Origin of the sequence: Pseudonocardia aurantiaca (genome assembly GCF_039526725.1) — a bacterium.
In the GTDB taxonomy this organism is placed as follows: Bacteria; Actinomycetota; Actinomycetes; order Mycobacteriales; family Pseudonocardiaceae; genus Pseudonocardia; species Pseudonocardia aurantiaca.
In genome coordinates, this window is the sequence record NZ_BAAAJG010000003.1 from 381,814 (window position 1) to 394,561 (window position 12,748).

General features: G+C 72.2%; 15 protein-coding genes. 8 read left to right on the forward strand and 7 right to left on the reverse strand.

The features are described 5' to 3' along the window. Positions 1–6: 6 nt before the first annotated feature. The 4 genes from ABD143_RS06380 to ABD143_RS06395 form a co-directional block, all read right to left on the reverse strand. Positions 7–1,482 (reverse strand): dynamin family protein, encoded by a 1,476-nt coding sequence (locus tag ABD143_RS06380; RefSeq protein WP_343972549.1) that lies wholly within the window; start codon positions 1,480–1,482, stop codon positions 7–9. Then, positions 1,479–3,320, reverse strand: a complete 1,842-nt coding sequence (locus ABD143_RS06385) for a dynamin family protein (RefSeq protein WP_343972551.1) — start codon at positions 3,318–3,320, stop codon at positions 1,479–1,481. The genes ABD143_RS06380 and ABD143_RS06385 overlap by 4 nt, the downstream gene beginning before the upstream one ends. Before the next feature lie 126 nt (positions 3,321–3,446). Continuing rightward, positions 3,447–4,298, reverse strand: a complete 852-nt coding sequence (locus ABD143_RS06390; RefSeq protein WP_343972554.1) for an IniB N-terminal domain-containing protein — start codon at positions 4,296–4,298, stop codon at positions 3,447–3,449. Between the two features lie 197 nt (positions 4,299–4,495). Further along, positions 4,496–5,164 carry an IniB N-terminal domain-containing protein gene (locus ABD143_RS06395; RefSeq protein ID WP_343972557.1) on the reverse strand — a complete coding sequence of 223 codons (669 nt, stop codon included), beginning with the start codon at positions 5,162–5,164 and terminating at the stop codon, positions 4,496–4,498. Positions 5,165–5,375: 211 nt separating this feature from the next. On the opposite strand from ABD143_RS06395, the gene ABD143_RS06400 reads away from it, so the two are divergent. From ABD143_RS06400 to ABD143_RS06420, 5 genes are all read left to right on the forward strand, one after another. Beyond that, a complete protein-coding gene (locus tag ABD143_RS06400) occupies positions 5,376–7,286 on the forward strand; it encodes an Hsp70 family protein (protein WP_343972560.1) in 1,911 nt (636 codons plus the stop codon). Between the two features lie 31 nt (positions 7,287–7,317). Then, complete coding sequence (locus ABD143_RS06405) at positions 7,318–7,578, forward strand: hypothetical protein (RefSeq protein ID WP_343972563.1); 261 nt, start codon at positions 7,318–7,320, stop codon at positions 7,576–7,578. 28 nt (positions 7,579–7,606) lie between these two features. Continuing rightward, complete coding sequence (locus tag ABD143_RS06410; protein WP_343972566.1) at positions 7,607–8,053, forward strand: GNAT family N-acetyltransferase; 447 nt, start codon at positions 7,607–7,609, stop codon at positions 8,051–8,053. Positions 8,054–8,090: 37 nt separating this feature from the next. Next, entirely contained in the window at positions 8,091–8,909 is an 819-nt protein-coding gene (locus ABD143_RS06415) for a hypothetical protein (protein WP_343972569.1), read from the forward strand. Between the two features lie 156 nt (positions 8,910–9,065). After that, complete coding sequence (locus tag ABD143_RS06420) at positions 9,066–9,422, forward strand: MmcQ/YjbR family DNA-binding protein (protein WP_343972572.1); 357 nt, start codon at positions 9,066–9,068, stop codon at positions 9,420–9,422. Here ABD143_RS06420 and ABD143_RS06425 read toward each other — a convergent pair. Then, a complete protein-coding gene (locus ABD143_RS06425; protein ID WP_343972575.1) occupies positions 9,343–9,951 on the reverse strand; it encodes a GNAT family N-acetyltransferase in 609 nt (202 codons plus the stop codon). The two genes, ABD143_RS06420 and ABD143_RS06425, sit on opposite strands and share 80 nt — an antisense overlap. Further along, the gene (locus ABD143_RS06430) at positions 9,948–10,136 is read right to left on the reverse strand and encodes a hypothetical protein (RefSeq protein WP_343973432.1); all 189 of its coding nucleotides are present in this window, start codon (positions 10,134–10,136) and stop codon (positions 9,948–9,950) included. Before ABD143_RS06430 ends, ABD143_RS06425 begins: the two co-directional genes overlap by 4 nt. A 2-nt stretch (positions 10,137–10,138) precedes the next feature. Here ABD143_RS06430 and ABD143_RS06435 point away from each other — a divergent pair, with 2 nt between their 5' ends. After that, positions 10,139–10,405, forward strand: a complete 267-nt coding sequence (locus tag ABD143_RS06435; protein WP_425563739.1) for a cupin domain-containing protein — start codon at positions 10,139–10,141, stop codon at positions 10,403–10,405. 4 nt (positions 10,406–10,409) lie between these two features. Here ABD143_RS06435 and ABD143_RS06440 read toward each other — a convergent pair whose 3' ends face one another. Continuing rightward, positions 10,410–11,048 carry an NAD(P)-dependent oxidoreductase gene (locus ABD143_RS06440; protein ID WP_343972578.1) on the reverse strand — a complete coding sequence of 213 codons (639 nt, stop codon included), beginning with the start codon at positions 11,046–11,048 and terminating at the stop codon, positions 10,410–10,412. A 77-nt stretch (positions 11,049–11,125) separates the two neighbouring features. Here ABD143_RS06440 and ABD143_RS06445 point away from each other — a divergent pair, with 77 nt between their 5' ends. Together ABD143_RS06445 and dinB are read left to right on the forward strand one after the other, a co-directional pair. Beyond that, positions 11,126–11,494 carry a winged helix-turn-helix transcriptional regulator gene (locus ABD143_RS06445; protein WP_343972581.1) on the forward strand — a complete coding sequence of 123 codons (369 nt, stop codon included), beginning with the start codon at positions 11,126–11,128 and terminating at the stop codon, positions 11,492–11,494. A gap of 25 nt (positions 11,495–11,519) precedes the next feature. Beyond that, a complete protein-coding gene (dinB, locus tag ABD143_RS06450; RefSeq protein WP_343972584.1) occupies positions 11,520–12,716 on the forward strand; it encodes a DNA polymerase IV in 1,197 nt (398 codons plus the stop codon). Positions 12,717–12,748 lie beyond the last annotated feature (32 nt).

Consider the following 12,748-nt stretch of genomic DNA (forward strand, 5'->3'; position numbering starts at 1 on the left):
GGGTGGTTAACGGCGGATGCCGGCGAGCACGCCCTCGCAGCTGCGCACCACGAGCCGGGCCACGTCCGAGACCGCGCGGGTGGACAGCGGGCTCTCGGCGCGGCGCTGCCACCGTGCCAGCGCGTCGAGCGCCGCCGCCCACAGCTCGTCAGGGCCCGCGTCGGCCTCCAGGCCCAGCCGGGCCGCCGCCGCTCCGCCGTCCGCGCCGAGCAGCCGCTCGGCCTCCTGCAGTGCCTCCACGGGCAGTTTGACCGCACCCGCGCGGAGCGTCGACAGCACCCGCAGCTCCGCGAACTCGTGCGCGCCCGCGAGGATGCGCTCCACCTCCGCCGCGAGCGGTGCGGCGGCGGGCCGGGGTTCGCGCGTGAGCACCAGGTCGACGGCCAGCAGCGCGGAGCGCGCCTTCAGCAGGTCGCGCCGCTCGGTGAACTGGGTGGCGAGCACGCTTCGCAGCTCGTCGAGCCCACTCCGCTTGACCAGCTCCGCGGCGATCGCGTTGGGGTCGGTCATGCCCTGGCGGATGAGTGTGGTGGCCAGCCGCACACCGAACAGCCCGAAACGCTCCATCAGCCGGGCGCGGGTGTCGGAGTCGACGGCGTCGACCTCCGTGCGGGAGAACCGGTCGGCGGAGAGCAGCATCCCGTCGATCTCGGTGCGCGGCAGCTCGGCGAGCGCGGTGAGGGCGGTGAACTCCTGCTGGCGCATCGTGCGGCCGGTCTGGGCGAGCAGCCCCGCAACCGCCACAACCGTCTGGCAGAGGCCGCGGATCTTCTCGTCCGAGCGGTAGCGGCGGGCGATCTTCCGGGCCGAGGTGAGCGCGTCCAGACGGCCGACGCCGATCTCGTCGGCCCGGGAGAGCACGGCGATCGTGTTGACGGGGGTCGCCTTCGCGACGCCCTGGTCGAAGAACGACTCCAGGAACCGCACGTCGGTGGCGTGCAGGTGGCGCATGAGGTAGACGACCGCGTCCGCCTGCGTCGGCGCGTCCTCCGGGGCGAGGAACGCCCCCGCGCGCGCTGACGTGTCGCGCGAGAGCGAGGCGATGCCGGGGGTGTCGATGAGGGTGTGGTTGCGCAGGCTCTGCGACGGCCACTGCACCTCGAGCTTGTCCACCTGGTCGATGGGGGTGCCCTGCAGGTCGAACGACAGCGCGCCGCCCGAGCGGCTGATCGCCAGCTGTCGCGGCGGCGACGCCCGGGGGAACATCGTGACCTTCGGGACCTGGCTGTCGACGTACCAGGTGACCACCCGGGTGCACTCACCCGCGTCGGTCGGTGCGATCTCCTCGCCGACGAGCGCGTTGAGCAGGGTGGACTTGCCGGCCTTGACCTTTCCGGCGATGGCCACGCGCAGCGGCTCGTCGAAGCGCTGCAGGTTGTGCTGCAGCCAGCCGACTGCCTGCGGGCTGTCGCGGTAGGTGTCGATCGTGCGTCGCAGGAGCACGCGGACCACGGAGCCGAGCTGCGGAGCAGGTGCCGTCATGTCCGCTTCCCGGAGGTCACGGCGCGCGGGCCGGCCGAGTCGGCCTGCGCCACGAGCGCGCGGGCCCGCTCGGCGAGCACGTCGATCCTCGCCAGCTCGGCCTTGAGGTCGCGGATGCGCCGCTCCCGTTCCGAGCCCGTGGTCTTCACCGCGTTCTGCGCGGCGGCCACCGATGCCGCGAGGGACGTGCTGACCTCCTCGGCGATCGCACTGAAGTGGTCGCGGAGCTGCCGCTGGGTGCGCCGCAGCATGTCGCGGGAGTCCTTGCCGATCTGGAACGTGACCTCGTCGACGTGCCTGCGCACCGCCTGCTTGGCGTCGGAGCGGCGCTTCTGCAGCATGCGCTTGCGCTCGTCGCGCACGGTCTTGCCGCCGAAGAGCAGCCCGGCGCCGAGCGACAGCGGGTTGAGCAGCCCGAGCCCGGCGATCGACGTGGCCATACCGATCATCAGCATGCCGCCGTAGCCACCCCGCATGCCCGTGAAGAGCTTGTTGCCGACACCGAACTTCTCCGCCTCGGGCTGCTCCAGCGGGTCGACCCTCCCCGCAATGCCCTGGTCGTCGAAGCGGAGCCGGGGCAGCGCGACGTCCGCGCCCTCGGCGAAGTGCTCGGCCACCTGCCCCGCGAGCCACCGCGCGCGCTCGGCCGCCCACACGAAGTTCGCGGACGCCGCGGAGGAGACCTGCTGGTGGAACCACTGCGCGAACTGGTCCCACACCTCGGCCGGGTCGGCGTCGTCGATCAGCTGCTCGGCTTCGCGACCGATGCTGCGCAGCCGGTCGCGCAGGTCGTAGTCGATGTCGGACTGCAGGTCGGCCGTGCCGTCGTTGAGGGTGATCTGCCAGCGCGACGTGCGCTGCCGCAGCTCGTCGGCCCGGCCCTTCGCGGCGGTGAGCTCGCGGACCAACCCTTCCATCCGCTGCGGGTCCTCCTGCACGGCGAGCTCGGCCTTCATGCCGGTGCCGAGCTGGTCGGCGACGGACAGCACGTCGTGGCCCGCGGAACGCCGGTCGAGGTCGTCGGACTGCGCGACGACCTTCTTCAGCAGGAAGTCGACGAGCGGCCGGAACCCTGACTCGTCCATGAGCGTGGTGTCCTGGTTCTTCGCCGCGATCAGCCGCAGGGTGGAGGACACCGGGAAGAACTCCGCCTCGACCCCGATGCCGGCCAGGTGCCCGCGGTCCAGCTCGACGATCCGGCGCCAGTGCGGGTAGAGGTCGGTCTTGGTGAGCACACAGGCGACGTTGGGGCAGAGCGCCATCGCCGACTGCAGGAACTCCAACTCGGGCGCCGTGTACTCCTGCGCGGCGTCGGAGACCAGCAGCACGGCGTCGGCGGTGGGCAGTGCCGACATCGTGGCCGCGCCGTGCGCAGATCCGAGCCCGCCGACGCCCGGGGTGTCGACGAGCACCAGGCCGCCGGCCAGCAGCTTGCGGGGCAGCCCGACCTCCGCGTAGCTCAGCATCGCCTTGTTACCGGGGTTGCCCGCCTCGGAGACGTGCTGGGCGAGCTGGCCGGCAGGCACCTCGGTGCGCTCGGTGGGCCCCTCGTCGCCGCCATCGCGGACGAGCGCGGCGGTGGTGGTCTCGGCGTGCTTGACGACCGTGGGCACCGCGGTGGCGATGTCGTCGTCCACCGGGCACACCGGCGCGTTGACGAGCGCGTTGACGAGCTGGCTCTTGCCCTGCTTGAACTCCCCGACGATGAGCACTCGCACGTCCGGGTCGGCCAGGCGCTTGCGGGTGTGGAGCAGCCGCCCGCCGAGGTCCGGGCGGCCGTACGCGGTGGTCGCCTTCAGCGCCAGGTCGACGAGCTCCACCGCTGCCGGCACCGCCACGGCGTCTCGCCTCCCTCAAGTCGTCGAACTCATGACGACGCCGGCCCCGCCACCCGGGTTTTCCCGTGAGGTGGCGGGGCCGGCGGTCACATCACCGGCAGGTTACCCGGTGACGATCTCGGCGCTTCAGGCGTGGAAGTCCGCGTCGTTGTGGCTGGCGACGTGGTTCTCGATCTCGTCGTGCGAGTCGATGTCCGTGTTGGTCTCGGTGTCGTTGTGCGAGTTGACGTCGACGTCGACGTCGGTGTCGTGGTTGAACGAGTCTTCGTTGTTGGTGGTGGTCGTGGTCTCGGTCTCGTTGAACGAGTCGTCCACGTCGTACTCGCCGGTGGCGTCGCCGCCGGAGGAGAACGCACCGCCGTTGCTGACGTTCACGTCGCCGCCGACCGAGGTGCTGGTCGCGTCGCCGGAGCCGAAGCTCGTGGTGTTGTCGTCGCCGGTGACGGCCTGGTTGCCGTCGCCCACCACGTTGCCGTCACCGGTCACGTTGTCGTCGCCGACGACGTTGTCGTCGCCCGTCACGATCTCGGAGTCCTCGACGTCGCCGCCGACGGCCACCGCGCCGTCACCGGTGGCGATGGTGTTGTCGACGTCGATGTCCTGGTCGAAGTCGCCACCGTCGGTGTCGATGTTCTGGTTGATCGAGTTGTCGATGATCGTGTCGCTGTCGTTGACGTAGTTGTTGGTGATGTAGTTGTTCAGGTACTGGACCGCGTCCTCGTGGTCGTCGTGGTCCACGGGTGCCGGCGGGGGCGTGTGCACCGTGATCGAGTTGCCGCCGGTGTTGTACTCGCGGTCGAAGCTCGCCTCCTGGCTGTCCTGCAGCAGGAGAAGCGAGTCGTGCAGGTCGGCCGCGGACAGGTGGTCGATGCCGCAGGAGGCGAGGTAGCCGTCGCCGTCCTCGAGGAAGGCGTCGCGGGCTTCCGGGTCGCGCAGCAGGTTGAGCAGGAACTCGATGAGCGAGGTCGAGGTGGTCATCTCGGTTCTCCTGGATCTGTGGACTGCGTGGTCTGTGGGGACTGCGTGGTCTTCGCGGATCTGCCTGCCGGGCGACCCGGCGTTGATGAGAAAGCTAGGGCCGGTCCCGCTCCGGGCCATCGGGGATCAGCCAGAGTCCTGCGCTATGGGGGATACGGGGGCCGGCGCGTGCCCGGTTAGGGGACACGGGGATCTGCTCAGAAGTCGCCGTCGTGGTGCTCGGCGACGCTCCCCGGGTCGCTGCCCGGGTCGCCGGACGGGTCTGCCCAGGGTTCGCCGTACAGGTCGCTGTCGTACTGGTCGCTGCCGTGGAGATCGCCGCCGTGGAGATCGCTGCCGCCACCGAAATCGGGGCCGTTCGACTCGGTGGTGGTGACCTCGTCCATGTCGAAGACGTCCGCGTCCGGGTCGGCCGGAGCCACTTGCGCCGGCGTGCCGAACTGGTCGCCGACGTCGTGGCTGCCGATCCTGGCGCCCACGCCGAAGCCGGCGGTGTCATCGGGCGGCCACGAGGCCCCGTCGAGGTCGGCGAGCCGGTCGACGTCCAGGTCGTCCGCATCAAGAACCGGTTGCTCGCCGGTGAGATAGCTGCTGAGGTAGCCGACCGCGTCGGGGTGGGCGTGGGGCGGTGGGGCCGGCGGGACGTGGCCGGCCAGGTCGGGGAGGCCGGCGGTGAAGTCAGCGCTGAAGTCGGCGGTCTGCGTGTCTTCGACGAGCACCAGCGCGTCGTGCACGTCGGCCGGGCTGAGGTCGGCGAGCCCTAGGTCGGCGAGTGTGGCGTGCGGGTCGGCGAGGAAGCGGTCGCGCATGCCGGCATCGGAGACGAGCTCCTGCAGGAACTCCAGCAAGGACAGCGGCTCGCTCACGACGCCGAGGCTAGATGTCCATCCGGCCCCGGCCATCGGGGATCGAGCGGGGTTTGCGGGGCGCCGTTAGGGGATCGGGCCGGGGGGTTGGGGGATCTTCCCCACTACTGGGGGACCCCCCGCGCGCCGGGGCTAACGACCGCAGTGGATCCTCCGATGGCGTGGTGGGGCCGGCCCGGATGCCGGTGTCGATCGGGGGAGGGGTAAGGCGATGGGGTACCAGCTCGGCATCGACGTCGGCACGACCTACACCGCGGCGGCGGTGTGCCGGTCGTCGGAGCGCCGGTGGGTCGAGCCCGAGGTGGTCACCCTCGGCACCCGCAGTGCCACGGTTGCCTCGGTGCTCTTTGTGGCACCGGACGGGAGTGTCGTCGTCGGGGAGGCGGCCGAGCGCCGCGCCGTCACCGACCCCGACCGGGTCGTGCGCGAGTTCAAGCGGCGCATCGGCGACCCGACCCCCGTGGTCGTGGCCGGTCGCGCGTGGGCGCCAGAGGAGCTGTCGGCCCGGCTCCTACGCTGGGTGGCCGACCGCGTGGCCGAGCGCGAGGGCGGCCCGGCCGACCGGATCGCCGTCACCCACCCCGCGTCCTGGGGCCAGCACAAGAAAGACCTCTTCGGGGCCGCGCTCGCCGCGCAGGGCCTTCGCGTCACGTTCCTGGCCGAGCCACAGGCGGCAGCGCTGCACTACGCGGCCGCCGAGCGCGTCGGCCCCGGTTCCACCATCGCCGTCTACGACCTCGGCGGCGGCACTTTCGACGCCGCCGTGGTCCGCAAGGGCGACCCGGCGGCCGCGGCGGCATTCGGTCTGCTCGGCAGGCCGGAAGGGTTGGAGCGCCTCGGCGGCATCGACTTCGACGACGCGGTCTTCGGGCACGTCGTGCAAGGCATGCAGGCGGCGTTCGCCGAGCTGGACGAGACCGACCCCGCGGTGCTGTCGGCCGTGGCGCGGATCCGGCGGGAGTGCACGGAGGCCAAGGAGGCGCTGAGCAGCGACACCGAGGTCTCCATTCCGGTGCTGCTGCCGTCCTCGCAGGGCTCGGTGCGGCTGCACCGCAGCGAGTTCGAGGCCATGATCCGGCCGCAGGTCGAGGAGACGGTGTCCGCGCTGCGCGGCGCCGTCGTCTCGGCGGGGCTGGTGCCCGAGCAGCTCACGGCCGTGCTCCTGGTCGGTGGCTCCTCCCGGATTCCACTCGTCGCCCAGCTCGTGTCCGAGCAACTCGGGAGGCCGGTCGCCGTCGACGCCGACCCGAAGAACGCAATCGCCAAGGGCGCCGCGCTGGCGGTCTCGCCCAAGCCGACGGCATCGTGGCCGGGGGTGGCGATCGGGCCCGTCCCCCAGGCGCCCGCCGGACCTAAGGTGGCCTTCTCGCCTCCGCCGCGTCCGTCGCGGCCAGGACCCGGGGTGCTGCCCCCGGCCTCGGCGCCGGGCAGCTTCTCCCGTCCGCCCGCCCCGCCGCCGCGAGCGGCCGCCGCCGCCGCGTTCGCGCCGGAGCGGGAGCCGGTCACCGCGGTGCTCCCGCCCAGCCGCGCGCGGCAGTCGTGGCAGGGCGAGCCCGACTGGGACGACGAGCCCGAGCCGCGGCGCCGCCCCAGCGGCCTGCTGATCGGGCTCGGTGGGCTGGCCGCCGTCGCTGCGGTGGTTGTTGCCGTGCTGCTCTGGCCGCAGGGATCGGAGTCGCCCGGCCTCGGCCTCGACACCGGCGCGGACGTGACGCCCACACAGGAGCCCGCCCCGGAGGTGGGGGCCACGTCCGCACCCGCTCCGCGGGACAGCGGCGCCAGGCCCGCACCCTCCGGCGGTGGCTCCAACGGCGGCGGAGATGCCGGCGACTCCTCGAGCCGTCCCCCCGACGCGGAGCCGGCGGGCCCGACGAGCGCGCAGACGCCGCCGAGCGACGTCACCGAGCCGCCGTCTGTGGTGGAGACCCCACCGATCCCGGCGGTCGAGACACCATCCGTCGACCCGGCAAACCCGCCCCTCGGCTCCGGCACAGATGGCAGCGGGGACCCGAGCACGGTGCCGAGCGGAAACGGCACGGCCTCCTCAGGCGAGCAGCAGGACCAGGCCGTCGTGGCAGAAGAACCGCCGGCCACCGCGTCACAACCGCCGCCGGCGGTCTGAGCAAGACATCCAGGAGAGAAGGAGCAGGGCAGTGGTGCGCATGGGAGCGGCGGTCATCGCGATGGAGGGCGCGGCGCTGGTGGTCGCGTACGCGTATTTCGGATGGCCGGTGCTGCTGGTCGGGGTGCCTGTTCTGCTGGGCACCCTCCTGGTGCTGCTGTTCGTGCGGGCATCCGAGGGGCCGCGCCGCAAGCTGCATGAGCACCGCGCGGCCCGGTGGGACCCGGAGGCTGCGCTGCCGGGCGGCCTGATGAGCGGATTCTTCGAGGCCAAGAAGGTCTCCAAGTCCTGACGCGCGGGCGGCCTGGGATGCTGGAACTGTGCTCGTCCGACCGGCCCGCCCGCAGGAGGCCCCTGCTCTCGCCGCCCTCGCGGTGCGCTCCAAGGCGCACTGGGGTTACTCCCGTGAGTTCATCGAGCGGTTCGCCGCTGGGATGGGGCTGACGTCGGAGGTCGTCGCTACTAATGACGTGCAGGTCGGCGAGCGGGACGGGGAGCCGCGCGGCTTCTACACGCTGCTGCACCGCGGCCGGCTCGTCGTGCTCGACGACCTGTGGCTGGAGCCCGCCGAGATCGGCCACGGCTCCGGGCGGCTGCTGTTCGAGCACGCCGCGGCGCGTGCGCTCCGCAGTGGGGCGGCCGTGCTGGAGTGGGAGGCCGAGCCGTACGCGGTCGGCTTCTACACACGGATGGGCGGTGACACCGTGCGCTGGACCGGCTCCGCTCTGGGGCGGAGGCTGCCCGTCATGCGGCTGCAGCTGACGTGAGCGGGCGGCCCGGAGGGCGGGACGGCATGCTGACGCCGTGCTAGTGGGGATCCTCTTCGCAGTTGTTGCGATGGTTCTCAACACCTTTGGGGCGCTCCTGCAGGCTGAAGGGGCCCGCCGGGCCACGCGCAAACGGCCCGCGTTCCTCCAACCGAGGTACCTCGCCGGGATCTTCACCGACCTCGTGGCGTGGGGCTTCGCGGTGCTCGCGCTCCGGCATCTCCCGGTGTTCGCCGTGCAAGCGGTCATCGGGGGCACGATCGCGCTCACGGCGGTGCTCGGCGCCCGGCAGATCGGAGTCCGCCTGCCCACGTCCACCCGCATCGCGGTGGCTCTGTGCCTCACGGGGCTGGTGCTGGTGGCGGCGAGCGCGGGGAGCGAGCCACCGCACTTCCGGCAGCGCGGTGTCGACGTGGTGCTGCTCGTGAGCCTGCTGCTGCTGGCCGTCGCCGTGCTGGCGTTGCGCCAGGGAAAACACGCATGGCCGCTCGCCCTGGTCTCGGGCATGGGGTTCGGGGGCACCGCGCTGTCGGTGCGCGCCGCGCACGTGCAGACCGGCGATGGGTTCGACCTCGTGCAACTGCTCGCCCAGCCGTCCACGTACCTGGTGGTCGGGTTCTGGCTCGTCGGGATGATCGGATACACGGCGGCGCTCTCCCGAGGTGACGTCGGCGCCGTCACGGCGGTGTTCACGGTGACCGAAGTGCTGATCCCCGGGATGGCCGGCATCCTGCTCCTCGGCGACCCGGTGCGCCCCGGATGGGGCTGGGTCCTCGCGGTGGGTCTGGCGATGGCGGTGGCGGGCACTGTGGTGATCGCGAAGGCCCCGCCGTTGCGCCCGCCCCGCGTCCGGTGAGATGTGGTGAATCGCTTCCGGCGAACGTCCCATCGCGGCCCGGCCTGTGATGCACTGCGGGTATGCCGACCCTGCTCGGGTTGCTACCGACGATCGCCGAGTTCCTGGCTCCGGTTCGTCCATGACGGCGCGAGGGACGTGCGCCACCATGTCCCCATGCCGACCTGGGACGACGTCGTGGCGATCGCGGGTGCCCTGCCGGAGGTGGAGGTCTCGACCTCCTACCGCACACCCGCTCTGAAGGTGAAGGGCAAGGGCTTCGCGCGGCTGCGCACCGAGGCCGAGGGCGGGCTCATGCTGATATGTCAGCTCGACGAGAAGGAGGCTCTGCTCGCCTCCGGCGACCCCGCCTTCTACACCACCCCGCACTACGACGGGTACGGTGCGATCCTCGTCGACCTGGAGAAGGTCTCGCGCGAGCAGCTCGCCGAGCTCATCGAGGAGGCGTGGCGGGAGCGGGCCACGGCCCGGCTGCGGACGGAGTACGACTCCGGCGCCACTCGTCGCGGGTGAGCGCGTACTCGACCTCACCGTGCTCGGAGCCTTCGAGGGGATCGGGCCAGTCGGGGTGGAACGTGCGAACGTAGCGGAGGCCGACCTTCTCCATCACCCGCCGGGAGCCGCGGTTCACGGTCATCGTCGTGGCGATCACCCGCTGCACACCGAGCCCGGTGAACCCCTTGTCCACGAGCCCGACGGAGCCCTCGGTGGCGAACCCGCGCCCCCACGCGGCCTGGCGTAGCCGGTAGCCGAGCTCGATCTCGCCGGGTGGCGCGTTCTCGGCCATCGGGGGCCGGAACAGGAACCAGCCGAGGAACGCCTCCGTCGCCTTCTCGATCGCGGCGAAGTACCCGAACCCGGGAATGCGCTCGTAGAGGTCGAGGTACCAGGGCAACGTCGTGTCCCGCACGTACTCGCGGGTGGCGGGCCGGCCCAGGTACCGCAGCACGGCCGGATCGGAGTGCAGAGCGTGCACGTCGTCCAGGTCGGCGCCGGTGAAGCGGCGCAGCCGCAGCCGGTCGGTGTCCAGGTAGGTCGTCACGGGGCGATTGTGGGGCCGGCCGGCGCCGCCCGCGACTGCTTTGGGCCCGGCGCCGCGCGCAGCACCCTGGCCAGCTCGCGGACGCGCGCGGTCGCACCCGCACGGCGCCAGACGAGCGCCCACACGACCGGCGGCGCGTCCCGGAACGGCACGAACCCGATCCGCGGATGCGCGAAGTACTCCACGGGTGCTCCTCGGGGAGGAGGTGCACGTCCTCGAGAAGGACGACGTGCTGCTCGTGCCACCGCATGTGCCGCACGCTTTCGGAGCTGCGCCCGGAGCCGAGGCGGATGTGCTCTTCGTTTTCACGCCGGGGATGGAGCGCTTCGACTACTACCGCCTGCTCGACCGGGTGCACCGGGGTGAGGCCGACCCGGCGGAGATCGCGGCCTCGCAGGACCGGTTCGACAACCACTACGTCGAGAGCCCGCTCTGGCGGGCGACCCGGGGATGACCGTTCAGGGCCACACCGCCACGAGCCCGCGGTGGCGCGGCTCCTCCGCCTCGTCGACGAGAGCCACGGCGAGGTCTGCGTAGGACAGCGGTGCGTCCGTGGGCTCCAGGAGGGCCGCCCCGCCCGTCCGGTACCGGCCGGTCCGCGCGGCCGTGTCGTCCAGGAATGTGACCGGCGGGGCGAGCACGACCCAGTCGAGGTCCGCGGCGGCGAGGACGTCGAGCTGCTCGACGTGGCCGAGCGCGAAGGCGCGGTATTCCGCCGGGTAGCCGGGGTCGTCGAGCAACCGGCGTCCGGGCGCCGTCTCGAGCACCGGCCCCATCCCGAGCAGCACGAGCCTGCGCACACCGGCCTTGCCGAGCCCGGCCACGAGTGCCTTCGTCGCGGCTCCGAAGAACTCGACGGCCGGCACGTCCATCCGGGCGGCCGTCGTGATCGCGGCGTCATGGCCGGCGGCGACGGAGGCGACGGCCGCGGCATCGGTGACGTCGCCGCTCACCACCTGCACGCCGTCACCGGCGAGGCTCCTGTGGCTCTCCGCGTCACGCACCACGGCCGTGACGCTGTGACCCCGTGCGGTGGCCTCCTCGACCGCCCGCCGTCCCGCTCGCCCACCCGCTCCGAACACCACGATCCGCGTCATGTGGCGGACGTTAGGCCGTCGACCTGCGGTTTCCGCAACGGTACTGGCGCCCACGTGCGCGGACGTAGGCTGCTCGCGTGCGCGAACCCCTCGACCCCGCGCTCTTCGCGGACTGCGACGACCACACCGACCTGCCAGTCCGGGTCGGCGACAAATGGACCGCGAAGATCCTCGTCTGCCTCCGGGACGGCCCGCGCAGATTCTCCGAGCTGCAGGTGCCGCTCGCGCCCGTCACGCCGAAGGTGCTCACGGAGTCGCTGCGGGCGATGGAGCGCGACGGGCTCGTCACCCGCACGGCCTACGACGAGACGCCCCCCAGAGTCGAGTACGAGCTGACTCCGCTGGGGCACTCGCTCTTCCAACCGCTCGCCGCGTCGTGCACGTGGAACGCCACCCACGGCGCCGAGATGGCCCGCGCCCGGGAGGAGTACGCCAACCGACGCTAGAATCGTCGGTGCTTGATGCGAACATATGTTCGTGTCGAGCGAGGCGTCCATCCTGCACGCGGATCTCGACGCGTTCTACGCCTCCGTCGAGCAGCGCGACGACCCCTCCCTGCGCGGCCGGCCCGTCATCGTCGGGGGCGGCGTCGTGCTCGCCGCCAGCTACGAGGCCAAACGTTGCGGGGTGGCCACGGCGATGGGCGGGCGCCAGGCGCTGGGGCTGTGCCCGCAGGCCGTCGTGGTGCGGCCGCGGATGTCCGCCTACTCCGCGGCCAGCAAGGCGGTGTTCGAGGTGTTCCGCAACACCACGCCGCTGGTGGAAGGGCTCTCGATCGACGAGGCGTTCCTCGACGTCGGCGGCTTGCGGCGGATAGCGGGGCCGCCGGTCGACATCGCCGCGCGGCTGCGGGCCGAGGTGCGCCGCCAGGTCGGACTACCCATCACGGTCGGCGTCGCGCGCACGAAGTTCCTCGCCAAGGTCGCGAGCGGGGTCGGCAAGCCCGACGGGTTGCTCGTCGTGCCGCCTGACCGTGAGCTGGAGTTCCTGCACCCGCTTGCCGTCGAGCGGCTCTGGGGGGTCGGCAAGGTCACGGCCGACAAGCTGCGGGCGTATGGGATCGGCACGGTGGGCGAGGTGGCCCAGCTGCCCGAATCGGTGCTCGTTTCCGTGCTCGGGCGCGCGCTGGGCCGCCACCTGCACGCTCTCGCCCACAACCACGACCCGCGCTCGGTCGTGGTCGGCCGCCGCCGGGGCTCCATCGGGTCGCAGCGCGCGATCGGGCGCGGCCCGCACAGCCCGGAGAGCATCGACGCGGTGGCCGTCTCGCTGGTCGACCGGGTCACCCGCCGGATGCGCGCGGCCCACCGCGTCGGCCGCACGGTGGTGCTGCGCCTGCGGTTCACCGACTACTCCCGGGTCACGCGCTCGCACACGCTCGCCCGGGCCACCTCGGGCACGGAGGACGTGCTCGCGGCCGTGCGCGCCCTGCTGGCCAGGGCATCGCCGCTCATCCACGAGCGCGGCCTCACGCTCGTGGGCATCGCTGTCGGCAACCTCGATGACGACGCCGTCGTCCAGTTGGAGCTCCCGTTCGACGAGGGCAGCGCGTTCGCCCTTGACGCCGCCCTCGACTCCGTGCACGAAAAGTTCGGTTCGGCCGCCGTCACGCGGGCGGTGCTGCTGGGCCGCGACCAGGGATTCTCGGTTCCGCTGCTGCCCGACTGAATCGAGCTTCCCACCACTGGGCTGAGGATTCA